This window comes from Thalassotalea castellviae, from assembly GCF_031846185.1.
Lineage (GTDB): Bacteria > Pseudomonadota > Gammaproteobacteria > Enterobacterales > Alteromonadaceae > Thalassotalea_H > Thalassotalea_H castellviae.
Genome location: NZ_JAVRIF010000007.1, coordinates 83,025 through 107,172 on the forward strand (window position 1 = coordinate 83,025; position 24,148 = coordinate 107,172).

25 protein-coding genes are annotated in these 24,148 nt (G+C 36.7%); 15 read left to right on the forward strand and 10 right to left on the reverse strand.

Annotated features, from left to right (window positions below; genetic code table 11):
• Positions 1–272 precede the first annotated feature (272 nt).
• From fur to RM573_RS12855, 5 genes are all read right to left on the reverse strand, one after another.
• Complete coding sequence (fur, locus tag RM573_RS12835) at positions 273–716, reverse strand: ferric iron uptake transcriptional regulator (protein WP_303451699.1); 444 nt, start codon at positions 714–716, stop codon at positions 273–275.
• 227 nt (positions 717–943) lie between these two features.
• On the reverse strand, positions 944–1,471 hold the full coding sequence (fldA, locus tag RM573_RS12840) for a flavodoxin FldA (protein ID WP_303451701.1): 528 nt from the start codon (positions 1,469–1,471) through the stop codon (positions 944–946).
• A gap of 23 nt (positions 1,472–1,494) precedes the next feature.
• On the reverse strand, positions 1,495–1,776 hold the full coding sequence (gene ybfE / locus RM573_RS12845) for a LexA regulated protein (protein ID WP_311582666.1): 282 nt from the start codon (positions 1,774–1,776) through the stop codon (positions 1,495–1,497).
• A gap of 2 nt (positions 1,777–1,778) precedes the next feature.
• Entirely contained in the window at positions 1,779–2,000 is a 222-nt protein-coding gene (locus RM573_RS12850) for a DUF2788 domain-containing protein (protein ID WP_311582668.1), read from the reverse strand.
• Positions 2,001–2,157: 157 nt separating this feature from the next.
• On the reverse strand, positions 2,158–2,928 hold the full coding sequence (locus RM573_RS12855; protein ID WP_311582671.1) for an alpha/beta fold hydrolase: 771 nt from the start codon (positions 2,926–2,928) through the stop codon (positions 2,158–2,160).
• 145 nt (positions 2,929–3,073) lie between these two features.
• Between RM573_RS12855 and seqA the strand changes: the two genes are divergently transcribed.
• From seqA to RM573_RS12900, 9 genes are all read left to right on the forward strand, one after another.
• A complete protein-coding gene (gene seqA, locus RM573_RS12860) occupies positions 3,074–3,643 on the forward strand; it encodes a replication initiation negative regulator SeqA (RefSeq protein ID WP_311582673.1) in 570 nt (189 codons plus the stop codon).
• A gap of 35 nt (positions 3,644–3,678) precedes the next feature.
• Positions 3,679–5,325 carry a phosphoglucomutase (alpha-D-glucose-1,6-bisphosphate-dependent) gene (pgm, locus tag RM573_RS12865; RefSeq protein ID WP_311582676.1) on the forward strand — a complete coding sequence of 549 codons (1,647 nt, stop codon included), beginning with the start codon at positions 3,679–3,681 and terminating at the stop codon, positions 5,323–5,325.
• A gap of 88 nt (positions 5,326–5,413) precedes the next feature.
• Positions 5,414–6,148, forward strand: a complete 735-nt coding sequence (locus tag RM573_RS12870) for a GGDEF domain-containing protein (protein WP_311582678.1) — start codon at positions 5,414–5,416, stop codon at positions 6,146–6,148.
• Positions 6,149–6,330: 182 nt separating this feature from the next.
• Positions 6,331–7,404 (forward strand): succinylglutamate desuccinylase, encoded by a 1,074-nt coding sequence (gene astE, locus RM573_RS12875; RefSeq protein WP_311582681.1) that lies wholly within the window; start codon positions 6,331–6,333, stop codon positions 7,402–7,404.
• A 279-nt stretch (positions 7,405–7,683) separates the two neighbouring features.
• Complete coding sequence (locus RM573_RS12880) at positions 7,684–8,868, forward strand: thiamine pyrophosphate-dependent dehydrogenase E1 component subunit alpha (protein WP_311582683.1); 1,185 nt, start codon at positions 7,684–7,686, stop codon at positions 8,866–8,868.
• Complete coding sequence (locus RM573_RS12885) at positions 8,868–9,845, forward strand: alpha-ketoacid dehydrogenase subunit beta (RefSeq protein ID WP_311582686.1); 978 nt, start codon at positions 8,868–8,870, stop codon at positions 9,843–9,845. The genes RM573_RS12880 and RM573_RS12885 overlap by 1 nt, the downstream gene beginning before the upstream one ends.
• An 11-nt stretch (positions 9,846–9,856) precedes the next feature.
• Positions 9,857–11,455, forward strand: coding sequence for a dihydrolipoyllysine-residue acetyltransferase (locus RM573_RS12890; protein WP_311582688.1), 1,599 nt, complete (start codon positions 9,857–9,859; stop codon positions 11,453–11,455).
• A gap of 119 nt (positions 11,456–11,574) precedes the next feature.
• The gene (locus RM573_RS12895; RefSeq protein WP_311582691.1) at positions 11,575–12,279 is read left to right on the forward strand and encodes a PepSY domain-containing protein; all 705 of its coding nucleotides are present in this window, start codon (positions 11,575–11,577) and stop codon (positions 12,277–12,279) included.
• A gap of 63 nt (positions 12,280–12,342) precedes the next feature.
• Positions 12,343–13,233: an alpha/beta fold hydrolase gene (locus tag RM573_RS12900; protein WP_311582693.1), complete on the forward strand. Its 891-nt coding sequence runs from the start codon at positions 12,343–12,345 to the stop codon at positions 13,231–13,233.
• A 130-nt stretch (positions 13,234–13,363) separates the two neighbouring features.
• On the opposite strand, the gene RM573_RS12905 is transcribed toward RM573_RS12900, so the two are convergent.
• Complete coding sequence (locus tag RM573_RS12905; RefSeq protein ID WP_311582695.1) at positions 13,364–13,795, reverse strand: hypothetical protein; 432 nt, start codon at positions 13,793–13,795, stop codon at positions 13,364–13,366.
• 136 nt (positions 13,796–13,931) lie between these two features.
• Here RM573_RS12905 and RM573_RS12910 point away from each other — a divergent pair, with 136 nt between their 5' ends.
• Positions 13,932–14,690 (forward strand): hypothetical protein, encoded by a 759-nt coding sequence (locus RM573_RS12910; RefSeq protein ID WP_311582697.1) that lies wholly within the window; start codon positions 13,932–13,934, stop codon positions 14,688–14,690.
• A gap of 85 nt (positions 14,691–14,775) precedes the next feature.
• On the opposite strand, the gene RM573_RS12915 is transcribed toward RM573_RS12910, so the two are convergent.
• A complete protein-coding gene (locus tag RM573_RS12915; protein ID WP_311582699.1) occupies positions 14,776–15,591 on the reverse strand; it encodes a choice-of-anchor H family protein in 816 nt (271 codons plus the stop codon).
• Positions 15,592–15,861: 270 nt separating this feature from the next.
• Here RM573_RS12915 and RM573_RS12920 point away from each other — a divergent pair, with 270 nt between their 5' ends.
• The 4 genes from RM573_RS12920 to RM573_RS12935 all read left to right on the forward strand — a co-directional run bounded on the left by RM573_RS12920 (position 15,862) and on the right by RM573_RS12935 (position 19,823).
• Positions 15,862–16,182, forward strand: a complete 321-nt coding sequence (locus RM573_RS12920; protein ID WP_311582701.1) for a PepSY domain-containing protein — start codon at positions 15,862–15,864, stop codon at positions 16,180–16,182.
• A gap of 3 nt (positions 16,183–16,185) precedes the next feature.
• Entirely contained in the window at positions 16,186–16,866 is a 681-nt protein-coding gene (locus RM573_RS12925; protein ID WP_311582704.1) for a response regulator transcription factor, read from the forward strand.
• A gap of 5 nt (positions 16,867–16,871) precedes the next feature.
• Positions 16,872–18,239: an ATP-binding protein gene (locus RM573_RS12930; protein ID WP_311582706.1), complete on the forward strand. Its 1,368-nt coding sequence runs from the start codon at positions 16,872–16,874 to the stop codon at positions 18,237–18,239.
• Positions 18,240–18,356: 117 nt separating this feature from the next.
• A complete protein-coding gene (locus RM573_RS12935; RefSeq protein WP_311582709.1) occupies positions 18,357–19,823 on the forward strand; it encodes a DUF3300 domain-containing protein in 1,467 nt (488 codons plus the stop codon).
• A gap of 107 nt (positions 19,824–19,930) precedes the next feature.
• On the opposite strand, the gene RM573_RS12940 is transcribed toward RM573_RS12935, so the two are convergent.
• Both RM573_RS12940 and RM573_RS12945 read right to left on the reverse strand, forming a co-directional pair.
• The gene (locus RM573_RS12940; RefSeq protein WP_311582712.1) at positions 19,931–21,268 is read right to left on the reverse strand and encodes a M20/M25/M40 family metallo-hydrolase; all 1,338 of its coding nucleotides are present in this window, start codon (positions 21,266–21,268) and stop codon (positions 19,931–19,933) included.
• A 108-nt stretch (positions 21,269–21,376) separates the two neighbouring features.
• Positions 21,377–21,919: a YaeQ family protein gene (locus RM573_RS12945; RefSeq protein ID WP_311582714.1), complete on the reverse strand. Its 543-nt coding sequence runs from the start codon at positions 21,917–21,919 to the stop codon at positions 21,377–21,379.
• Between the two features lie 96 nt (positions 21,920–22,015).
• Here RM573_RS12945 and RM573_RS12950 point away from each other — a divergent pair, with 96 nt between their 5' ends.
• Complete coding sequence (locus RM573_RS12950; protein WP_311582717.1) at positions 22,016–23,218, forward strand: T6SS phospholipase effector Tle1-like catalytic domain-containing protein; 1,203 nt, start codon at positions 22,016–22,018, stop codon at positions 23,216–23,218.
• A gap of 13 nt (positions 23,219–23,231) precedes the next feature.
• Here RM573_RS12950 and RM573_RS12955 read toward each other — a convergent pair whose 3' ends face one another.
• Entirely contained in the window at positions 23,232–24,140 is a 909-nt protein-coding gene (locus RM573_RS12955) for a GGDEF domain-containing response regulator (RefSeq protein WP_311582720.1), read from the reverse strand.
• Positions 24,141–24,148: the final 8 nt, after the last annotated feature.

Here is a 24,148-nt window from a genome sequence, read left to right on the forward strand (position 1 = left end):
ATTATTCAATGTAAATAGCTGCCAGCTTGGAAAATACAAGCAATGAAATTGCTGTCACTTGTCGATAAAAGTTGGGTAAAAAAAGGGTATGAAAAAAAACGTATATTCTTTTTGGTTATATGTTATAACTGTTTTTGTGTTGTTGGTTGATGCTTTATAAGGGAGAGACTAAGTTTAAAAATTTTAACAAAGGCTATGAAAAACTGATTTAAGGGGCTTATAAATAGAGAAAAAAAGCACTCTAAAGAGTGCTTTTATCAAGTGAACAAAGGTTAGTTGTTCGCTTGTCGATAAGCTTCACAAGCTTGTTCGTCTTCACACTCACCGTATAAATATAAACTATGATTGGTGAGTTTTATTTTATGGTGTTTTGCAATATCAATTTGACGTTGTTCAATAACGTCATCTTCAAATTCAACCACTTTACCGCATTTTAAACACACTAAATGGTCATGATGTTTTTTATGACTTAATTCGAATACTGATTTCCCACCTTCAAAGTGGTGACGCGAAACTATACCTGCATCATCAAATTGGTTAAGAACGCGATACACAGTCGCTAAACCAATTTCTTCGTTATGATCGAGTAAAATTTTGTAAACATCTTCAGCACTAATATGCTGGTTTTGAGGATCTTGCAAAATGGCTAAAATTTTTATTCTCGGCAGTGTAATTTTTAATCCTGCTCTTTTTAGCTCTTCATTTTGATCTGGCATGCAGTTCATTCTCAACTTTATAAATATGGATAAAATTATAGGAGGTATTGAAGTGGGTTAAAAGACTTAATTGTGAAAATTGATGTTTTTTACCAATTATTATTGATTGTTAACTGCGAAAATTCATTCTAAATATCCTTAAAATTCATAAGGATTAACGAACTTTGAATGAGAAAAAGCCCACGTTTACGCGGGCTTTTTCTATGCATCGAAACACTTGATGAGGATTAATCAGCTAATTCTGCTAAACACATTTCATCATGAATTTGATTTACCCATTTATCAACGCGTTGCTCGGTTAATTCGGGTTGTCTGTCTTCATCCACACACAGACCAATGAAAGTATTTTCATCAATTAAGGCTTTTGATGCTTCAAATTCATAACCTTCATTAGGCCAACTACCCACCATAATAGCGCCTTTTGATTCACAAATATCACGTAATGGCTCCATCGCATCACAAAAATATTCGGCATAATCTTCTTGATCACCTAAACCAAAAATAGCGACTAATTTATCAGTAAAATCAATTTCTTCAAGCTCAGGTAAAAAATCATCCCAATCACATTGGTTTTCACCATAATACCAAGTTGGGATACCTAAAATTATCAGATCAAATTCAGCGATCTCTTCTTTTGTACTTTTAGCGATATCTTTTACATCAACTAATTTCTTGCCCAATTTCTTTTGGATCATTTTACTTACAGCTTCGGTGTTGCCAGTATCACTACCGAAAAATAAACCTACAATTGCCATTGAGTTATAACCTTTTTAAATCTTTAATTTTCATCTAACGCTAGTGCTTTTACTAGCAGTGATTCAATTAACTCACTACGGTTACTGCCCGTATTTTTCGCTAATTGATCCAATTGGTTTATCAAGTTTTCATGAATTTTAAATTCAACGCGTTTCAAACCATTCGTTTTATCGCGTTTTACTTGATTTCTTTTATTAATTCTTACCTGAACACTCCGAGAGTGCGGGTTTGTTTTAGGACGCCCAGGCCTTTTATCGTCACTAAATAAATCGATTGTTGTTAAATCTGTTGCTTCTTTTGCCATTGTTAACCTACGCCTTGGCTTTCCCAGATAAACTGAATAATACCTTTTGCAATAAATCCTGCACAACCTAGGAATAATACAAAATAAACCGTATAACGGCCCATTTTAGGTACATCATTTTTTTTCATAATATCGTGAATTGATAACCCTATGAAAATAAAGATAAAAGCAAAAAATAAGTTTAGTCCAATCGTTTCAATTAGTACAAAGTGTTCTGCAAGCATATTCCACCCTAAAAATTTCACGCAGGACTATAGCATAATGCGATGACTAAACACATTATTTTTACCTGTGTTTATACTGGATCTGCAGCAGAAATAGTTAATTTAGATCATGAAAAGTTAAAATAGCTATATTTTCATAAAAATGGATGATTGTTTGTCAAGCTTCCTGTGATAGAAAGCTTTTAACCGAGTTATTAAAAGCCGCCGTTTTTTCAGCATGAAGCCAATGTCCCGTACCTTGAATAATTTTCGCTTTACTGTGAGGGAATAACTGACGGATGATGGGCCGATGTTGTTCGGTGATATAATCAGAATCGCCACCTTTAATAAATAAGGTAGGCTTTTGAAAAACATGACTCCCTTGATAGCCTTTAATAATTTGCGGATAACATTGAGCAATGAACGACAGGTTACATTTAAATGCCAACTTATCTGCCACTTTATGTAAATTCCTCAACAAAAACTGTCTTACGCCTTTATCATCAACGTATTGAGCAAGCTGTTCATCCGCTTGTTTTCTATTGGTTATTTTACTTAAATCAATCGATTGAAGACCCGTAATAATATGATCATGGTGCTGTGGATATTGAACTGGCGAAATATCAGCAACAATCAGTTTATTCACTCGTTCAGGAAAATCTAACGCTACTTGCATCGCTATTTTTCCACCCATTGAGTGACCTAATAAATGCGTTGATTCAATATTTAAATGATCTAAAGTATCGATAATGTCCAGTGCTAAAGTAGGGTATTCCATATTATTTTCATGAAATGATAAACCATGATTTCGCACATCAAGGTTAGTGACACAGAAATCTTGATTTAGCGTTTTCGCCACCATGTTAAGGTTTTCTAAACTGCCAAAAAGCCCATGTATCAAAACGAGGTTTTCACCTTCTCCTGATTGTTGATAATTAAGTAATGCCATTGAAATATTTTACCGTTTTTTAAAATTAAGCGATTGAATGGATGAAAATAATTTGGAATATTGTATTTTGCCTATAGAGACTTAGCAGCAAGCTCAGTATAATCATCTTGTATTAATTATTCTATTAACGTCCCTTAGGTTTTCAATGAAACATATAGAAATAGATGAAGAACTTTATCAATATTTAGCTTCCAAGACACAATATATCGGGGAAAGCGCTTCTTCAATTCTTCGTCGTTTATTATCTTTACCTGCTGATTTATCTGAGCAAAAAACAGCAACACCCAAAAAAATTGAATCGGTTCTTGTGCAATCATCGTCGTCTGACAATACTCCGTTGATTCATCAAAAAACGGTTGCTACTTTACCGCGTACTGCAGAGAGCGTCTTTAATTATATTAATAAAGAAGAGTTAGCCACTCAACGAGGCGTTGTCGGTCGCTTTCTACTTATTCTTTCAGCATTACATCGTGTTCATGGTGAGCAGTTTTCTGCTGTGATCGAAATACGTGGTCGCGACAGATTATATTTTGCGCGTAGTGAACAAGAATTAGCTGAAAGTGGCAGCAGTACTAAACCGCGTCAAATCCCTGATAGTTCATTTTGGGTCATGACCAATTCAAATACGACTCGAAAAAAAATGATGATCACTGAAGTCGCAAAAGCGCTGGGTTATCAAGCAGTTGAAATTGAAAAAATACGAGATTTATTGTAAACACTTTTTAAAATCACCAAATAAAAGGAACTAATATGTCAATTCATCCGCGTGCAGGGCAAACCTCTTTACCAGAAGATAGAGAGAATATTGCTCAAATAGTGACAGATTATTATATCAAGCAACCGGATGTTTCTATTGAGGCACAGCGTGTTAGTTTTGGTACGTCTGGACATCGTGGTAATGCGAAGAAAATTAGTTTTAATGAGCAGCATATTATTGCGATTTGCCAAGCGGTGGCAGAATACCGAACAGCACAAGGATATCAAGGCCCGTTATTTTTAGGGAAAGATACCCATGCGTTATCGGAGCCAGCTTTTGCAACCGCACTTTCTGTCCTGATCGCAAATAACGTTCCTGTGGTAATTCAATCTGATGAGGGTTTTACTCCAACGCCAGTGATTTCACGCTTAATCATTGTCCATAATAAAAACCATGATGACCAAGCCGATGGTTTGATCATAACCCCATCACATAACCCTCCTTGTGATGGTGGCATAAAATATAACCCACCTCATGGTGGTCCTGCTGAAGGTGAAATTACTAAGCTCATTGAAAAGCGGGCTAACGATATTATTGCTAATGAGATGTCAGAAGCAAAACAATTCTCTAATCAACAAGTTCTTAATTCTACGTTACTTACAAAACAAGATTTTATTGCTTTTTATGTTGATGAGTTGAGTCAAGTAATTGATATGGAGGCTATTGCTAAGGCCGGGGTTCATATTGGCGCTGATCCTTTAGGTGGCTCTGGTATTGATTATTGGTCGGTTATTGCCAACAAATACCAATTGAAATTAGACGTGGTTAATCCTGTTGTTGATGCGAGCTTTTCTTTTATGCCATTAGATAAAGATGGCAAAATTCGAATGGATTGTTCTTCTCCTTATGCTATGTCGGGGTTAATTTCATTAAAAGATAAATATGATGTGGCGGTTGCTAATGATCCAGATTTTGATCGCCACGGAATTGTGACGAAGTCGGGTGGTTTAATGAACCCTAATCATTATCTTGCCGTTTCAATTCATTATTTAATGACACATCGTCAATGGCCGAAAAGCTGTAAAATTGGTAAAACGTTAGTGTCAAGTTCGTTGATAGATCGAGTTGCTAAACTTATCGACAGACCACTTTCTGAGGTACCTGTTGGCTTTAAATGGTTTGTCGATGGGCTTCATAGTGCTGAATATGCCTTTGGTGGGGAAGAAAGTGCAGGCGCTTCCTTTATCGCAAAAGATGGCAGTTGTTGGACAACCGACAAAGACGGTTTTGTTATGGCATTATTAGCAGCGGAGATTTTAGCGGTAACGGGTAAAGACCCGTATCAATATTATCTAGAATTAGCAAAAGAGCTTGGCGAGCCGTGTTATGGACGCATTGAAGCCGTGGCATCGCCAGCGCAGAAAAAGGTATTAACTTCATTGTCTGCTGACAATATTACCAGCGATACTTTGGCGGGAGAAAAAATTCTTCAAGTCCTTTCTCATGCACCAGGAAATAACGCTGCGATTGGCGGTATCAAAGTAACCACTGAAAATGGCTGGTTTGCGGCACGTCCTTCGGGAACAGAAGATATTTATAAAATTTATGCAGAAAGCTTTATTAGTCAAGCGCATTTAAACGAAATATTTACCGATGCTCAAAAATTAGTCAATAACGCTTTTTCACAAGCGGGTTTATAACGTAAATTCGATTAATGTGACAAAATAATGGCGAAATTATTTATTTGTGCAATAGTTTGTGTAGAGCAACTATCATGAAGTTAAATGAATGCCTCATAGAACATATATACATCGTCCAACCGTTAAAAAAGATTTATCGATTATTGCAGCGGTAAATCTTTTTTTGTTAATCCTCTATACTCAAGTGGACTTTTTAGCACACTTATATTTTTTCTCCCAAGAACATCAATCTTTGCCGGTAGGCACTTTGTTATTGCTTGCTTTAAGTGTCAGTGTAAGCTTTTTGATTTTCGCTTATCGCCGTATTAAAGAATTAGGTTTAGTCGCAAGTACGTTAGAAAAAATGTCGTTAGTTGACCCCTTATCTGGATTGCCTAACCGACGTGCTGGGCAAATTAGTTTAATTACGTGGTGTGAATTGGCGCAAAAAAAAGATCAATTGTTTACGGTTTATCAAGTAGATTTAGATAAATTTAAAAAAATTAATGACAGTTATGGACAAATTGTCGGTGATGCCGTGATCCAACATGTTGCTCAACGACTGAACAATGTTATCCCTTACTCTGCACAAATATTCCGTTGGCTTGATGATAATTTTTTAGTCGTAGTTCCCTCAAAAGATATCATTAGTCCCAATGAGTTCGCCTTGCAATTACAAGAGTGTGTGAATGGTAAAATCATGCCTGCTACTTTATCGCTGACTTGTAGTATTGCATACGCTGTTTGGCAAAAAACAGATTCTGTAGACCACTTATTACATAATATTGAAGATGCTTTGATCCAAGCTAAACATAAAGGTGCAGGCACTATTCAAGCGGTTTAAATTATATTTTGTTCGGGTTCTTGTGATTACTGCAAGTGATACTAAATGGAAGTGTCGATGAAATGTTTTATCAAGTTGACAAAAACTAAGTTTTTTTCCATCACTATTTTTCGTTAAATAACACATTCATTGATAAATTTACGTACAATATAACCACGTATTTAGCATTTTAAGAAATATTTGTGGATAACATTCAGCAGCAATTACAAGAAACTGGCGACTTTTTATCTTTAACTCGTCAATACGAGTGGTCTTTACCCAATGGTTTTTCATTTACCGTTAAGCATCAAAGCAGCCAAACAAAAAGCAAAGTAACCGTTTTAGAAACGGGATTGATAACCTTTGAGCCTATAGAACGTTCAACAAGCAAAGATATTATTTTATCCAGTGGTGTACATGGCAATGAAACTGCTCCTATTGAAATATGTGCAAAGCTTGTTCAACAACTGATTTTAGGAAAACTCGAATTAGCTGAACGAGTGCTATTTATTTTTGGCAATCCTGCTGCGATGAATATTGCTGAACGATTTGTCGAAGAAAATATGAACCGGTTATTCTCCGGTGGGCATTCAATTGATCAAGGTGCAGGTTCGGGGTTGATCAATAAAGAGCGCCATCGTGCATTATTGCTTGAAAATACTGTCAGTAACTTTTATCTTGAAGGCGCGAAATTATCCGCGTCAAGACAACGATTTCATTATGATCTTCACACTGCCATTCGAGGTGCGAAATACGATAAATTTGCGGTCTATCCGCATACGCATGGTAAAGCAAGAAAAACAGAACAATTACAATTTTTGAAAGCTTGCGGTGTTAATACTATCTTACTGTCAAATTCTCCGACAACCACCTTCAGTTATTATTCTGCTCATCAATTTGGCGCCGATGCCTTCACTGTAGAATTAGGAAAGGTTAAGCCATTCGGTGAAAATGATATGAGTGAATTTGCTCAAGTGAAAAGCACGTTAGAAAAGTTTATCAGTGGCCAACCTCTGCATTATTCGGCATACGATGAAAACGACTTTAATATTTTTGTCATTTCTCAAATTATTAACCGAACAGCAGACAATTTTCGTTTGAACTTTAGTGACGATGTTGAAAATTTCACCGATTTCCCAATTGATTATGTACTCGCACAAGATGGCGAAAATGAAATAAAAGTAAAAAAACAGGGTGAGGCAATCATTTTTCCTAATGCGCAAGTTGCTATCGGACAGCGAGCATTATTAACGGTTGTGCCGACAACTTTGGCTTGATTTTACTCGATTGTGTAAACAAAAGTAGTCAATTTTTAGTGGGCAATTTTGTAATAAAATTACAAGGCTTGCCTTTCAGTTGACGTAAAGGTAAAGTGCGTGCGTTGTTACAACAACGTACTAAACTTATGGGCAAAGACCCAGACAATAATATTACCAAAACACAGAATTAATAATTCTACTTGGTATCAATGCTTGGCAAGTAAAGTGATCCTATACTTGATTCAAGATGGTTATTCGTTCCCCCTTGCTCGCAAGGCTGATAATAAAGAGAATGCTATGAACGCTGAAGTTTATAAAGAAAGCCCGGTTGTCCATCAACCTGCTTTTATTGATGGTCACTCTGTAGAAATCCCTATCCTCAAAATTTTGCAACAAGACGGTAATGTTTATCAAGGTGCAGAATTACCAAAAATTGACCAAGCATTAGCAACCAGAATATACAAAGCATTGGCTTTTCATCGTGTCTTAGACGAAAGAATGGTGGGTGCTCAGCGTCAAGGTCGTATTAGTTTTTATATGGCGGCATTAGGCGAAGAAGCCGCAAGTGTTGGTGGTGCTGCAGGACTTGAAGATCAAGACATGATCATGGCGCAATACCGCGAACAAGGTGCTCTAATGTACCGAGGTTTCTCACTTGAAGACTTTATGAATCAAATGTTTTCTAATGAGAAAGACTTAGGTAAAGGTCGTCAAATGCCGATTCATTATGGTAGTAACGCGTTAAATTATATGACGATATCTTCTCCGTTAGGCACACAAATCCCGCAAGCAGCTGGATATGCTTACGGACAAAAACTGCAAGGAAAAGAAGCGGTCACTATGTGTTATTTCGGTGAAGGTGCTGCATCTGAAGGAGACTTTCATGCTGGTCTTAATATGGCTGCAGTTCATCAAGCGCCAGTGATTTTTTTCTGTCGCAATAATGGATATGCTATTTCTACGCCGGCAGATGAGCAATTTGTTGGTAATGGTATTGCCTCGCGTGGTGTTGGCTATGGCATTAAAACTATTCGCATTGACGGCAACGATATTCTAGCGGTTTTAAAAGCAACACAACTTGCGCGTGAATATGCTTTAGCAGAGAACAAACCTGTCATTATTGAAGCCATGTCTTATCGCCTTGGTGCACATTCTACCTCAGACGATCCTTCTGGCTATCGTACACGTGAAGAAGAAGCAAAATGGCAAGCACACGATCCTATCTTAAGAATGAAAAATTGGATGCTAGCGAATAAATGGTGGGATGAAGAACAAGAAACTGCTTTATTTGAAAGCTTGCGTGAAGAGGTTTTAGCGGCAGTAAAAGTGGCTGAAAAAATTGATAAACCGCCAGTAGAAGACTTAGTTACTGATGTTTATGATCAAGTTCCTGAACACCTTAACAAGCAATTAAATGAGTTAAAACAACATATTAAAAAGTATCCAGAGTCATACCCGTTTACTGCAGGGAGAATTAAGTAATGGCGCAAATGAATTTATTACAAGCGATTAATAATGCATTAGATATTGCCATGGCAGAAAACGACAGCGCATTATGTTTTGGTGAAGATGTTGGTCACTTTGGTGGTGTTTTTCGTGCAACCAGTGGTTTACAAGAAAAGTACGGTAAAACTCGCTGTTTTAATACTCCATTAGTTGAGCAAGGTATTATCGGTTTTGCCAACGGCTTAGCAGCCCAAGGTAGTACACCGATTGCCGAGATCCAATTTGCTGATTATATTTTTCCTGCCTTCGATCAAATTGTTAATGAAGCGGCAAAATTTCGCTACCGTAGTGGTAATGAGTTTGATGTGGGTAAATTAACGATCCGTTCACCCTATGGAGGAGGGATCGCAGGTGGTTTATATCATAGCCAATCTCCTGAAGCATATTTTGCCCATACACCCGGCTTAAAAATTGTCGTACCACGTAATCCGTATCAGGCGAAAGGCTTGTTACTTGCTTCAATTCGTGATGATAACCCCGTGATATTTTTTGAACCTAAGCGTTTGTATCGTGCATCAACCGGCGAAGTTCCAGAAGAAGATTATCAATTACCACTTGGTAAAGCTGAAGTTGTTAAGCAAGGGAGTGATATCACTTTACTTGCTTGGGGTGCACAAATGGAAATTATTGAAAAAGCTGCAGAAATGGCGGAGAACGACGGTATTTCTTGTGAAATCATTGATTTACGTTCGATTCTCCCTTGGGATGTAGACACGATCGCCGCCTCGGTAATGAAAACTGGTCGTTTAGTCATTTCGCAAGAAGCGCCATTAACAGCAGGGTTTGCCAGTGAAATAGCCGCCACCATACAAAGCGAGTGTTTTTTACATCTTGAATCACCGATAGCACGAGTTTGCGGAATGGACACGCCTTATCCATTAGCATTAGAGAAAGAGTATGTTAGCGATCATTTAAAAACATACGAAGCCATTAAAAATAGCGTAAATTACTAGGATTATTAAACATGAGCATTGATTTTATATTGCCAGATATTGGTGAAGGTATCGTTGAATGTGAACTGGTTGAATGGCTAGTAAGTGAAGGGGATACCATCGCTGAAGATCAACCTGTTGCTGATGTCATGACAGATAAAGCTTTAGTACAAATTCCTGCGATGCACTCTGGGGTGGTCGATAAATTATTTTACCAAAAAGGTGAAATTGCTAAGGTTCATCAACCGTTGTTTTCAATGACGCCAAGTGACGAAACTCCATCAGCGGCTAACGATACTATCGCACAAGCAAATGAATCAACAACAGAGCAAAGTGTTGCTGAGACAAGGCAACAAAACTCGTCTGGGGTCATTGTTGAAGACTTTATCTTACCTGACATTGGTGAGGGTATTGTTGAATGTGAGGTGGTTGATTGGCTTGTTAAAGAAGGTGATATTCTTGAAGAAGATCAACCTGTTGCTGATGTAATGACCGATAAAGCATTAGTGCAAATCCCTGCCATGTATGCCGGAAAAGTGGTGAAGTTACATTATGCCAAAGGTGACATTGCTAAAGTACATCAACCATTATTTGCAATAGAAAGAGCGGGTTCAACATCAACAGCCGATACGTCTACTGAGGTGAATACTCAGCAAGCGAGCGCGTCAAAATCAACAAATACCTCCGTTGAAAAACAAGTTGAGCCTAAACTACAAACTGCTAAAGTCATCAATGAAAAAGCGGTAGCAAGTCCAGCTGTTCGTCGTGTAGCTCGTGAGCTAAACGTTAATATTCACCAAGTGCCAGGCAGCGGTAAAAAAGGGCGTGTTTACAAAGAAGATGTTGTTGCGTTTAACAATAATGACGAACTAGTAAGTCAAGCATCTACCTCTGATGTTGTAACAACTCACCAAGCGAGTGCAGGCGGTACACGTACAGAGCCGATTCGTGGGGTTAAAGCTGCGATGGCAAAAGCAATGGTAAATTCAGTTTCAACGATCCCTCATTTTACCTATTGTGAAGAGATCGATATGACGAATTTAATTAAATTGCGTGGCGAACTAAAAGAAGTGTATGCCAAACAAGATATTAAATTAACCATGATGCCATTTTTCATGAAAGCGATGTCATTAGCATTAAAGCAATTCCCAGTGGTTAACTCACAACCGAACGAAGATTGTACTGAATTAACTTACTTTGATGATCACAATATCGGTATGGCGGTTGACTCTAAAGTGGGTTTATTAGTACCGAATGTTAAACAGGTACAAAATAAAACTATTATCGATTTAGCGAAAGATATCATGCAGTTAACTGATGCTGCACGCTCTGGTCGTGTCGCCAGTGAATTTTTGAAAGGTGGTACTATCACTATTTCAAATATCGGAGCAATCGGTGGTACTGTGGCAACGCCAATTATTAACAAACCTGAATCTGCTATTGTGGCGTTAGGTAAGCTGCAAAAATTACCGCGTTTTAATGAAAAAGGTGAAGTAGAAGCGCGTTCTATTATGCAAGTAAGTTGGTCTGGTGATCACCGTATTATTGATGGTGGAACGATCGCTCGTTTTTGTAATTTATGGAAATCATTCTTAGAAGAGCCAAGTAATATGTTAGTGCACATGGCTTAATTTACGATAAATAAATTTAAAAACCTGCTTTTTAGCAGGTTTTTTTATCTCTCAATTTTAACCTTCCATGGAAGTAAGCCGAGTTCAGGTTAAATATAATATGTGGTTAAAAGATATAAATGTTATTTAATCAATATGTTAAAATCATGGAAAACACTAATTATCAGGGACGTTCAGTGAAAAAATTACATCAATACTTAGGCTTTTTTATGCTGTTACCTTTTATTGCTTGGGCGATAACAGGTGTGTTTTTTTTCTTTAAGCCTGGTTATAAAACAGCTTATCAACCTTTAGTTATCAAAACTTATCCGTTAGTACAGAGTGACTTATTTGCTAGAACAATAACGGATACAAGTTTCTCTGAGACGGACTTTTTGGAAAGAAAAAAAGATTGGCTTGAAATTAGGCAGCTTAAGACTATTTTAGGCGATCATGTTTTAGTCAAAACAGAGCAAGGTTGGCAACATATTTCACCTACGTCATTTGAAATTATTGCTCCCCCCGATAAACAAGCGATTTATCAGTTAGTTAATGATGCCATTAAAAGCAATAAAGCGAGATATGGTGAAATTAAGTCAATTGATAACTTTTTAATTACAACTAGTACAGATGTTAGAATAAATCTTAATTGGCAAGGCATGACCCTGCGGCAACAAGGCGTAGATACAGATTTTATTAATACCATTTATAATATTCATTATTTACGTTGGACAGGCATTAAAGCGCTTGATCAAGTGTTGGGTGTGGTAGGACTATTTCTTGTGGTTTTACTCGCGGGTTTAGGCGTTATGATGACTTTCACACGTAAAAAAGCACTTAACTAAAGTTGTGGTCAGACCTCTTGTTGTGTAAAGTAGTTTTACTTGTTAATTAATCAGCTGGTTCTTATGCAACAAGAATCTTTATACATTAATGATGGCGAGCACCAATTACACCTTCGTCATATCGTCAAAAAACCACATGGCATTCCTGTGCTTATGCTTCATGGCACCATGGAGAATGGAAAAATCTTTTATACTGAGTCAGGTCGAGGACTCGGTTGTTATCTTGCTGAACATGGTTTTGATGTTTATGTGGCAGATTTTCGGGGAAAAGGATTAAGTAAACCACCCATAGCAGAGGATGCAGAGCACGGTCAATGGGAAATGATCAATCACGATATTCCTCTTTTTATCGATTTCATTAAAGCGCGTACTAAGCAACCGATGCATATTGTCTGTCATTCATGGGGCGGTGTTTTACTAAAAGCATTTTTAGCCAGAAATCCTGATCGTGTTGAGGATATAGCTCGTTTAGTTTTTTTTGGTACAAAAAGAGTGATTCATCAAACGCACTTTAAAAAGAAATTGAAAATTGATTGGTTCTGGCGATGGCTAGCGCCAAAATTAGCCAAGCACAAAAGATACATTGATCTAGTTAAGCTTAAAGCGGGTTCAGATAACGAAACTTTTCTTTTTTTACAACAAAGTATTCCTTGGTTAAATGAATCGATATGGCAAGATAGTCATGATAATTTTAATTATCATGACGCTAATAAAGAGGTTAATTGGCCTGCATCATGGCATTTAACCGGAATAAACGATTCTTTATTAGGACATCCTGAAGATGTGAAACATTTTATTGCTGAATCAAACCCACAAGCTAAATTCTCGGTGCTATCTGTTAAAGCGGGTAACTTAGTTGATTATGATCACATTAATATATTAACGCATAAATTAGCGGTGAAAGATCATTTTCCTAAGGTATTATCTTGGCTCAACAAGTTTAAAAATGAATAAAAAGTTAAGGTTAAGCACCTTAGGTAATTCGTTTTGAAACTTTACCAATACGCTATGTTATTTATTTAAACTAAAAGAGCCACAATGTATGGCTCTTTTTATTTATTCTTTTCGTCCTATCAATAACCTTTTAACTGAGCCATGCATGCTTTTCTGCTTTATTGGCTAATACAATTAACGTAATAGCTATAATCAACACCATAATCGGCATTATTACGCTTGCTGTACCGTAAACGGCCATTGAATCTATCACAAAGAACGAATGATAGTTTTGTACTATTACGCCAACTACAGAAGCGATAAGTAATATTTTTGCCATTTTCTTTTTTAGCACTAATAATAAACTACCGAGCGTTCCTGCTAATACTGCGATAGCAAAAGCGGCGGTCGCCCACATAGGTAAATCATTATATAAAGCTTGTTCTTGGCTTGGTAATTCACTGATCATTTCAGGCGTCATCATGATATGACTAACAAACGCCATTAAGCCAAGTAAATTCCAAACAAAAGCAAGTATTGCGGTAACCTTGAACCATTTAGGAATTGCTATTTTTTCTGTCATTTTTATTTCCTCATTTTTATAGTTTTTATTATTGATGAACCTGTTGAGTGTAGTAAATAAAAAGCAATATTGGAATTGTCTCTTCATTTATATTACATTCGCAATCCAAGATGATTTACTGAAATTACAAGGTATTATGCAAAATATATTAATAATAATGATACTGTTATTCATTGCTTCATGCAGTTCTAAAACACAAGTGCATCTTTATACGAATCATTTACCTCAAAATAAAGTTAACGAAGTAGTAAGTGCTATAGATAAAAGTTCATTTAACGTGATATTAAATCGCTTACCTTATCCGAATGATATTAATGACAATGCCATTGTTTATTCTCCTAGCCTCAACAGTAGAGACCGTTTAAATGCTTTAATGGCCGTGTTATCAAAGCTAGGATTTAATATTTCTACTGCCAGTTTAATATCTGCCAATAACCATTCCTTTACTGAAAATAATTTAGGGTTATATTTATTTCCTGAAGGATACGTTCAGCCTGAGGCAAATAGTATTAATAATACGTATCAAATCCCTTTAGTGAACGAATATGGCGCAACAGATTGTCAAGATGCGACAACTTTATACTTAAAAGAACCGGATGAATTTATAATTGAAATTAATAAATGGGATGATAAAAAAGAAGATTACCTTCAGTCGTACATTGAAGGAAAATGGCGGTTGTTAAACGATGATTTTTTGCATTTAACTCACCCGTCATGGGATAAATCATTAGTCTTCAAAAAGAGTCATTATAAACGCAATGAAATTAACGGCATAAGTAAAGGAGTGCAATTTATCCCTCTTGAGTTAGGGGTAAGTGATAAGGTGTTTACAAACATTTATTCAAATGAAGCAAAGGCTATACATTGTACATATAGCATCAGTTTAGCCTTGTAATGTGTTTAGTTCGTTCAAGGGATAAAGCCATTTTACTCGGTTTATCCCTGAGTGCTTGCTGATAATTATCTTACGTTAAACGACGTTAAGCTTTTTGAATGTGACTTTTAAACACGACTATAAATAAAAGTAACAACAGGGCCATCAAAGAAGTAGAGCCGCCATGGCCATGACTTTCACTGTGATATTCAACATAATCTGGATCGTAATCACTGCTTTCTAGTGGTAATGCATATAACGCATTGGTATTATCTGAGCTATACGAGGCAACAATATCGCTATAACCTACTTCATATAAATCAATTAATACATCATAATTATCTGAAATATAACCTTGGTTTAAGGTGGTATACACTTCGTATTGATCATTTTCACTTTCACCGTAAATCGAAAAGATATCGGTGGTATAATAATGAATCCAATCGCCACCATTTTTACTTAAATACAGCTCAGCGTAAACATTTGCCTGATCAATATGATAAGTATCAATCACATCGGCATCAAACGTGACACTAAAGGTTTGATAAAAACCATCTTCATCATAATCTTCAATTAATTGGCTAAAACCATCGTAAATATTAAAGCTTCGATACCAGTTATTACTTGAAACCGCGCTATCTTGCGCCGTCGATGCTGCGTTATTGTTCGCTAACATCGCAGGTTTTGTTTGTTTAAACACTTGCTGTTTTTTTAGGCTTAAGATTTGATCGCGTGTTTTACCCTGTAGGCTGTTACTTAACGTGTTTTCAACGGTTTTTAATTGTTTGATGGCTTGGTGTTGTTGCCAATTTTGCTTAAGGCTTCCGACAGATATTGTCTGGTTGTTAGCTATCGACTCATTTGCCATAGTTAATGCTGAAAATAAGGTCAATAGTGCTACTAGGTTTAATGACTTGAACATAATAATATCCTTGAAAATGTATTCGTTAAGCGCATTTAACCTTAGTTAATCTGAATGTTAGCTGAACAACTAAATTGCATGAATAAAAATTAATAATAAAAAACTAGCGCTAATTGTTCACTGATACGAATCATAGACAAGGTGTTCAGCATTGATTCAGTTTACCTCTTTAAAATATCAACGGGTCAGTAAGGATAATTTTATGGAATTGGTGGTGGTTTACTTTTACACTGAGCCTAGTTTTTAATTAACTCAGTATTGGTAGGTGAAATGAGCTCTATGACTAAGGTTTCAAAATTGTTGATGATAAGCGTCTTAAGTAGTGTTGTTACTACTTGGTCTTTCTCTGCGATGCCTGTTGCCGCATACCATGGTGCATATATTCAAGGTGCTAAATCAAGTTCACTTGCTATTAGCAGTTCACAACAGGCTGCTCGAATAGTTAAATCGCAATTTGGTGGCAAAATATTGAAAGTGCAACGAACGAAAGTTAATGGTAATAGCGGATATAAAGTCAAAGTATTAAAGAATAATGGTCATGTTATTACGGTTACGGTTGATGCCGTATCGGGTCGAATTTCAGGAAGATAAACAATGCGCGTATTATTAGTTGAAGATGATCTTGATTTACAGCAACAATTAAAAATCCAGTTAGAAACCGCAAAATATAGTGTTGACCTTGCTGATGATGGCGAAATAGGTTTATTTCAAGGACAAGAATATAACTACGATGCTGCGATTATTGATTTAGGTTTGCCAAAAGTAGATGGTAAAACCTTAATTAAATCATTAAGAAGCCAGGGGATCAGTTTTCCTATTTTAGTTTTAACGGCACGTGATCGATGGCAAGATAAAGTGGACGGTTTAGATGCTGGCGCTGATGATTATCTCACTAAGCCTTTTCATCAAGAAGAATTGCTCGCTCGCTTAAATGCACTGATCAGACGTAGTGTTGGTCAATCAAGTCCTGTGATCTCCAACGGACCTTTTGTTTTAGATACAGCGAGTATGTTAGTAAAAGTAGATGATAGTGAAGTCAGCTTAAGTAGTTATGAATACAAGGTCTTCGAATACTTAATGCTCCATCAAGGTCAGGTAAAATCTAAAACTGAATTAACAGAACACATTTATGATCAAGACTTTGACTTAGACTCAAATGTCATTGAAGTTTTTATTAGACGATTACGTAAAAAACTTGATCCGCAAGGGCAATATCAATTTATTGAAACATTGCGCGGCCAAGGCTATAAACTTCGTCAATTTCCGTCTGACTAAAAGCAATGATAACTCACTTTTTTCATCGTTATTTAAATTCGTTAAAGTCTCGCATTATTGTCAGCGCGTTAGTTTTGGTCATGGTGATTTTGCCCATTGTTGCTTTTTTTATTTCAAACGCTTATCAAAAACACATGAATGCCAGTGTTGAAAATGAACTGGTCGCTTATTCTTACTCTATATTAGCGGTAGCTGAGTTTGAAGATGGCTTGTTACTGATGCCTGAAGCGTTAGCTGAAAATCAGTTTAATACCAGTGAATCCGGGTTATACGCGTTAATGACTTCTAAAGGGAATATTCCTCGAACATTATGGCGTTCTGCGTCATTACTTGCCATGGTGATCCCTTATGAGTTGCAATCTCCTCAGGTTGGTGAAAGTCGTTTTTATTCGATTCCAATTGTTGATATTAATCACTTTGTTTATAGCTTTTCGGTAAGTTTTTCAGATAGTTCAAGTGAAGAAAACACTCAGCAAGAAATGACCTTACATATCATTAAACAACAAGCCGATTATCAAATGTTGATGGCTGAATTTCGTCAACAACTTTGGTTAGGGTTATTTGTGTTAATGGCGGTGTTGTTACTCTTACAATTCATTTGGTTGAACTGGAGTTTAAAACCGCTCGCTATTTTGAAAAAAGAAATTTTAGGGATTGAACAAGGCAAAGAAAGCTTACTGAAAGAAAAGTATCCGCAAGAATTAAAACAAGTTACCGAGCAACTAAATACCTTGTTAATCACAGAACAAAATCAACGAAAACGATATCGAAATGCTTTATCTGATCTCGCACATAGTTTGAAAACACCTTTAGCTGTACTGCAAGGTCAATTATCCGCTGAAGATGTAAACCAGAGTCAAAATCAGCTTGATGAAATCAATGCTATGATTGAGCACCAATTAAAACGTGCGCAGAGTGCTGGACAATCCTCATGGCATTTAGGTGTTAAAATTGCTCCATGTGTTGAAAAATTATTAAATAGTTTGCAGAAAATATATCAAGATAAAAACCTTTTTATTAATAAACGGATGCAAACTGACATAATCTTTAAAGGTGATGAGGCGGACTTTTTGGAGATAATTGGCAACTTAATGGATAATGCTTGTAAAGTTGCTAATCAGCAGGTGCTCTTAACAATTAGTAAAATCGAGTCGTCGTTAATTATTTCGGTTGAAGATGATGGTTGTGGAATTGCCGACGATAAGATTGACAGCATCTTACAGCGTGGTACGCGAGCTGATACTTATGCGCAAGGTCATGGTATCGGACTCGCTATTGTCCGAGATTTGGTAGAAAGTTATCAAGGAACATTAGTCATCACTACTTCAACAGAGTTGGCCGGAGCCAAATTTACAGTGTCGTTTTCCAGTTAATTGTAGTCTTATTTTTATGAATGGATGTGAATTATATCGAAAATTAACATTCGTTCAGTATTCATTCAGTTTACGACGAGTAAACTGAAAATCATAGCTCACAGAGAGGTGAAAACTATGATTAGCTCAATTAATTCAATCAATCAAACAGCACTAGAACCAAAATCTCGAAAAAGAATTTTTTCGTCGAGCATATTTTCTTCAGCCATGATGATTTCTGCTTTAGTGCTTTCTACAGGAGTTATGACATCAACTGCTGTTATAGCGGATGAAAACACTCAACAAAGTCAGTCAGAGGGCGTTCAGTTTAGCCAAGCACAACTCGAACAACTATTAGCGCCTATCGCGTTATATCCCGATACTTTACTTACTCATATTTTAATTGCAGCCACCTATCCGTTAGAAGTGATAGAGGCGGATCGATTTATTAAAGAACATGATAATAAAAACGGGCAAGAAATTTTATCGAAAGCAGCCGACAAAGATTGGGATCCTAGCGTAAAAGCACTTGTCGCTTTTCCTCGAATCGTTGAAAACCTAAGTAATGATCTTGATTGGATGAGAAAACTTGGCGATGCATTTTTACAAGATGAAGTTAGCGTTTTAGCAAGTATTCAAACTTTAAGACATCAAGCCGATGAAGCTGGCAATTTATCGCAAATGGATAATGTCGATATTGTTAGAGAAAAACAAACCATCATTATAGAACCGGCTGAGCCTGAAGTCATTTATGTGCCTTATTATGATACTCGTGTAGTTTACGGGCATTGGCGATGGTCACACTATCCGCCTGTGTATTGGCATCGTCCAAGACATTACGCGTATTATCACGGACCTTTTTATTGGCATTCATCGGTGCATATCGGTTTTGATTTCTTCTTTAGTGCTTTTCACTGGAGTAATCACCATGTGGTGAGACACCATCACAAAAAACGTTATTATCATTCAAATAGACGCATAGCGACAAGCCATCACGCTAAACGTTGGAGTCATGATCCTCAGCATCGCCGTGGCGTGGCTTATCGTAGTAAAAAAGTGAAACATCGTTATAGCAGCAATAGACCAAGTGTTGAGCACGACCGTGTGATCCGCCATAATCATAATAAAGTAGTAGTAAACACAAGTTATAAAAACAAAAATAACTTGAAAAATCATAGTGTTAAAAAGGTGTTACCTAAGACTGTTACCCGAAAACATCAGCAAGTTGCTCAACGTTTAAAAAACAAAAGCAGGGTTAAAGTTCAGCATAAAACCACTCGAAACGTTTCAAAAAGGGATCATAAACTTGTTAATAAACAGCGTATAGTGAGCCATCAGAACAAAGTGGTTAGCAAAAGAACAACGCAGCAACCGGTAAACGTTAAATCGTTCGACAGAAACTCTCAAAAAGTTGTGGCGCAAAAACAGCATAAAGCGAGTCAACCTGTTTATAAAACACAAAGTAAGCATGTGGACAGAAAAAGCAGCCAGAAAACATATAAAGCAAGGGGAGGTCACTCTAGTAATAAGTCTACCCGAGTGGCAAAAAGCAGCTCAACAAGAACTAAATCGTCTGCTAATCGAAGCAGACAACATCATAAATAATCTTGTTTGACTGAAAAGTAAAATACCGCAGCTACTTTGTTGTTGCGGTATTTTTTTCGTTCAAATGAGGTGTTTCGAATGAAAAATTGCGTGAATGTATCCGCTAGTTAATATATTTTACCGCGTTTTTTTACTTGATTAACATCAACGCGTGTTGGGGTAATATCGCCGTTAACAAGACCTTGTGTAGCAATCGATAAACTTTCAATTACCTGAAGCATAGAAGATAAGTTTAAACTTGCTAAATCATCTGATACTTGATGATAATGTTTATCTTTATCTAACTGTGTACTACTAAAGCTATGAGCTGGCACGCCTAAACGAGCTAATGTCGCATTATCTGAACGATAAAATAATTGCTGCTCAGGGTAAGGGTCTTGATGTACTTTATTGCCTTTATCTTTTAAGCTTTCATTAAGTAAGCTGCCTAAATTTGAGCGTTCCATACCTGTCATCCACATTTCACCAGGACCAAATTTAGAAGGTTTTCCTATCATTTCAATATTTATCATCGCGACAACATCATCGGGATTTAATTGTTGTGAAAAATAACGCGACCCAAAGCCACCAATTTCTTCCGCGGTGAAAGCACTAAACATTAATGTACGCGCATTATTTTCTTTCTTTGCGTAGTATTGCGCGAGGTTAATGACTGCTGTTGTCCCAGAGGCATCATCATCAGCACCGTTATAAATAACATCTGCATTATCATGCTTATTACTCGCAGGAGTGATGCCTAAATGATCATAATGTCCTGAAAATAGAACGATTTCTTTCGGTTTTTTCTTACCCGGTAATACGCCCACCACATTAGTCAGTTTATGTTTGGTAAGCTTTGATGTTGCCGAAATGTTTACAGATTCAAGCTGTTGTTCATCGGTTAATACCATGACTATGGCGCCTTGGTGCTCAAGCTTTAATTTATTTAATCCGCGAGCAAAGTAACCTCGATAGCTCGAAAATAACTTTGCATGAGCCGTGTTTATTAACACTAAGTGTTTGCCGCCGGTTTGATTAAGCGAACTAATAACTGCTCGCATGTTATCGTCTTTGCCAATGACATGCGTAGAAAAATCTTGTGGTATCGTCCAATTGAAATGTTCAATGGTACTTGCCATGGTTATGTGTTTATCTGCTATTTCAAGATCATTGATAACAGCGCTAAGCTTTTCAGGCGCTATATTGATTAATTCAAAAGACTGTAAGAAAGATTGCTCACTTTCCAATGGCACTAAACCAATTTCCTGAAAACGCTGACTGATATAATTAGCCGCTTTATCAATATCTTCAGAAAAATTTGCCCGGCCATTGAGCTCATTACTTGCTAAAAAAGTAATATCTTTGGTCATTGAGTCGAGGGAAATATTATTGGCAAAAACATTCACAGAAGTGCAGAGAGTGAAACTCAAAGACAAAGCCATCGTTAAAGCATTTTTTGCCAACATTATATTTGTTTTTTTTATCATCATTATTTAATTATTGTGAGGAGTTGATCATACTATTGAAGATTTAGTGTGACTTTGCAATAACTTAACATGAAGATACTGAGAGGATTACTCCTCAAACTGTAAAGTTTCTTTTTCAATCAATAAGCTTTCATCGCCTATTGTGAGCCACAACTGACCATCTTGAATACTGGCTTGAATTTCCATCGTGCGATTTAACAATTTCGTTAAGTTTTTGATCGTTTCAGCATTAAAGCGCGATACCGTTAAATTTTTATATTGGGCGAGTTTATTTTTATTTTGCTGCCACCAAACGTCAAACGGTGAGCTATAGCCATATAAAACAGTATGCTGTGCTTTGTTACAGGCTTTTTTGATTCGTTTTTCATCCGGTTGACCTAGCTCAATCCATAATTCTATTTCTTCAGAATAATTGATTTGCCATAGTGCCGCTTCATCTTCATCGCTTAAGCCTTTGCCAAAGGCTAAATGTTCATGAGCATGTAAAATATATGCGAGAAAACGTGTCATTAAACGAAAATCTGTTTCAGAAGGGTGCTGAGCTACCGTTAAATTTAATGTATCGTAATAATCTCTATCCATATCGGATAAATGAATGGTTGCTTTATAAATAGTTGATTTCAAAGCCATATGAATTGGTAATAATAAGCTTAGTAGTTAGTAGTTTTTATTATACGCTTCATTTCAACGCTTTATACACTCTTTTTACCTTAATGGCTTAAATACATGAAAAATTCATCAAAGCCGTTTTTACTCATTGGGATTGAATTTGGGAAATATGGCTTATTCAATGGTCATTTTTTCTCCTTTGTCTACACTGTTTTTAGTGAATTTTTTCGTAAAGTAACAATGAGAGGCATCGTTTACTCTCGTGCAACCAGCAAGGATGTTAAAATGAAACGTATTATTATTTGTGCTGATGGAACTTGGAATCGGCCTGAACAATTAGGCAAAGATCAATATCCTACTAGTGTTCTGACATTTGCTCGGCATTTATTGCCGGAAGATGATACGGGCACTAAACAGGTAGTTTTTTATGATTGGGGAATAGGTTCTTATCATGACCAATTATCTGGTGGTGCATTTGGTGCGGGCTTAGAAAAAAATGTCTTAGACGGTTACCGATTTTTAGTTCATAACTATGATATTGGTGATGAAATATATTTGTTTGGTTTTAGCCGAGGTGCATACACCATTAGGAGTTTATGCGGCTTAATTAATAATTGTAGTGTATTAAAAAGTGCTGAAGGGCGATTAGTCGAAAAAGCCTTTGATATTTATAAAACGAAAAAGCATACGCCAAAAAGTCAGTTTGCCAAAGATTGGCGAGCCGAACACTCAATAGCGAATCAAGTAAAAATTCACTTTGTAGGCGTTTGGGATACCGTTGGGGCGTTGGGATTACCCTTTAGTATTTTTGGCTTAATAAAAGATAAACATCTTTTTTATGACAGAAAATTGGGCAGTAACTTGAAAACTGTGCGGCACGCATTGTCACTCGATGAAACTCGCGATGATTTTGAAGCAACAATTTGGCAACCAAGAGATGATGTTGATTTAGCGCAAGTATGGTTTGCTGGTGTTCATGCGGATATAGGGGGGAGTTATAAACCTGATAATGATGGCAAAGTCTTGTCAGACATTCCCATGCAATGGTTATTAACCGAGGCAGAAAATAGCGGTTTGGCGTTTGATAATCAATTAAAACAACGAGCATTAAGAGCACATAACTGCGCTAATGCAAGTCAACATAATGAATATAAAGGTAAATATAAATTACTGGGTAAACGTATTAGAGAAATACCGGCTCAAACTGAAATTCCAACCTACGTACATTCAAGTGTACAAACGCGCTATTTATCGAGCTATAAAAGTCAACCGATAGAAAACTATATTAAGAAACATGGGCAATGGCCACCCATTTGGTGATAACTCATATAGTTTATAAAGATTCTATCACCAGTTGATTTCTGCCGTTTTCTTTCGCTTGATAGAGTAATTTATCTGCTTTAGCTAATACATCTGCTGGTGTAATGGATTGGTCGCTTTCAACAATAACGGCACCAATACTGATTGTAAGAAACTCTGAGGCTAAAGAGTATTCATGCTTAATGGCTTTTTCTGCTAGTGCTTTCATTACATTGTTAATAATTAATTGAGTACCTTCAATATTACTATCGGGTAAGATAATTAAAAATTCTTCACCGCCGTATCGCGCGACAAAATCGCGTGGCCGTTGTAACACTTCTCGAAAACTTGTGGCGACTTTTTTTAGGGCTGCATCTCCAGCACCATGACCATAATGGTCATTGTAATGTTTAAAATAGTCGACATCGATAAGCGCAACCGCTAATTTTTTATGATCACGTTTATTGGCAGCAAGTTCATCGGCAAGCACAATATCCATTCTACGTCGGTTTGAAATACCCGTTAACGCATCTAAGTGTGCAACTTCGTTGAGCATTTTTCTTTGCTTTATTAATTCTAAATGCATCATGACGCGAGCGATAACTATGTTTGCTTTAAAGGGCTTATAAATATAGTCACAGCCACCTAAGTCAAAACCTCGCTCTTCATCATCGCTATTGGCTAATCCAGTAACAAAAATCACTGAAATATTCATGGTTTTTTTATCACTTTTTATTTCTTCAATCACTTCAAAACCAGAGCGATCAGGCATGATCACATCAAGCAACATTAAATCTGGAAGATGTTTACGAGCAAGTTCAACGGCTTGTGCACCGTTTTTAGCAAAAATGATTGTCGCTTCATCTTGGAGTAATTCTTTGAGTATCTTTCTGTTAGCTTTTTCATCATCAACAATTAAGACTTTTTGTGATAAATTTTTCATAATGGCTT

Coding starts and splice junctions, on each gene's coding strand:
- RM573_RS12890 (WP_311582688.1), top strand. CDS start 9,857: ATGAGCATTGATTTTATATTGCCAGATATTGGTGAAGGTATCGTTGAA.
- RM573_RS12850 (WP_311582668.1), bottom strand. CDS start 2,000: ATGCTTGCAGAACACTTTGTACTAATTGAAACGATTGGACTAAACTTA.
- RM573_RS12900 (WP_311582693.1), top strand. CDS start 12,343: ATGCAACAAGAATCTTTATACATTAATGATGGCGAGCACCAATTACAC.
- RM573_RS12880 (WP_311582683.1), top strand. CDS start 7,684: ATGAACGCTGAAGTTTATAAAGAAAGCCCGGTTGTCCATCAACCTGCT.
- RM573_RS12930 (WP_311582706.1), top strand. CDS start 16,872: ATGATAACTCACTTTTTTCATCGTTATTTAAATTCGTTAAAGTCTCGC.
- RM573_RS12955 (WP_311582720.1), bottom strand. CDS start 24,140: ATGAAAAATTTATCACAAAAAGTCTTAATTGTTGATGATGAAAAAGCT.
- seqA (WP_311582673.1), top strand. CDS start 3,074: ATGAAACATATAGAAATAGATGAAGAACTTTATCAATATTTAGCTTCC.
- RM573_RS12925 (WP_311582704.1), top strand. CDS start 16,186: ATGCGCGTATTATTAGTTGAAGATGATCTTGATTTACAGCAACAATTA.
- fldA (WP_303451701.1), bottom strand. CDS start 1,471: ATGGCAATTGTAGGTTTATTTTTCGGTAGTGATACTGGCAACACCGAA.
- RM573_RS12855 (WP_311582671.1), bottom strand. CDS start 2,928: ATGGCATTACTTAATTATCAACAATCAGGAGAAGGTGAAAACCTCGTT.
- fur (WP_303451699.1), bottom strand. CDS start 716: ATGCCAGATCAAAATGAAGAGCTAAAAAGAGCAGGATTAAAAATTACA.
- RM573_RS12910 (WP_311582697.1), top strand. CDS start 13,932: ATGCAAAATATATTAATAATAATGATACTGTTATTCATTGCTTCATGC.
- RM573_RS12870 (WP_311582678.1), top strand. CDS start 5,414: ATGCCTCATAGAACATATATACATCGTCCAACCGTTAAAAAAGATTTA.
- RM573_RS12935 (WP_311582709.1), top strand. CDS start 18,357: ATGATTAGCTCAATTAATTCAATCAATCAAACAGCACTAGAACCAAAA.
- RM573_RS12915 (WP_311582699.1), bottom strand. CDS start 15,591: ATGTTCAAGTCATTAAACCTAGTAGCACTATTGACCTTATTTTCAGCA.
- RM573_RS12940 (WP_311582712.1), bottom strand. CDS start 21,268: ATGTTGGCAAAAAATGCTTTAACGATGGCTTTGTCTTTGAGTTTCACT.
- pgm (WP_311582676.1), top strand. CDS start 3,679: ATGTCAATTCATCCGCGTGCAGGGCAAACCTCTTTACCAGAAGATAGA.
- RM573_RS12905 (WP_311582695.1), bottom strand. CDS start 13,795: ATGACAGAAAAAATAGCAATTCCTAAATGGTTCAAGGTTACCGCAATA.
- RM573_RS12885 (WP_311582686.1), top strand. CDS start 8,868: ATGGCGCAAATGAATTTATTACAAGCGATTAATAATGCATTAGATATT.
- ybfE (WP_311582666.1), bottom strand. CDS start 1,776: ATGGCAAAAGAAGCAACAGATTTAACAACAATCGATTTATTTAGTGAC.
- RM573_RS12950 (WP_311582717.1), top strand. CDS start 22,016: ATGAAAAATTCATCAAAGCCGTTTTTACTCATTGGGATTGAATTTGGG.
- RM573_RS12945 (WP_311582714.1), bottom strand. CDS start 21,919: ATGGCTTTGAAATCAACTATTTATAAAGCAACCATTCATTTATCCGAT.
- RM573_RS12920 (WP_311582701.1), top strand. CDS start 15,862: ATGAGCTCTATGACTAAGGTTTCAAAATTGTTGATGATAAGCGTCTTA.
- RM573_RS12895 (WP_311582691.1), top strand. CDS start 11,575: ATGTTATTTAATCAATATGTTAAAATCATGGAAAACACTAATTATCAG.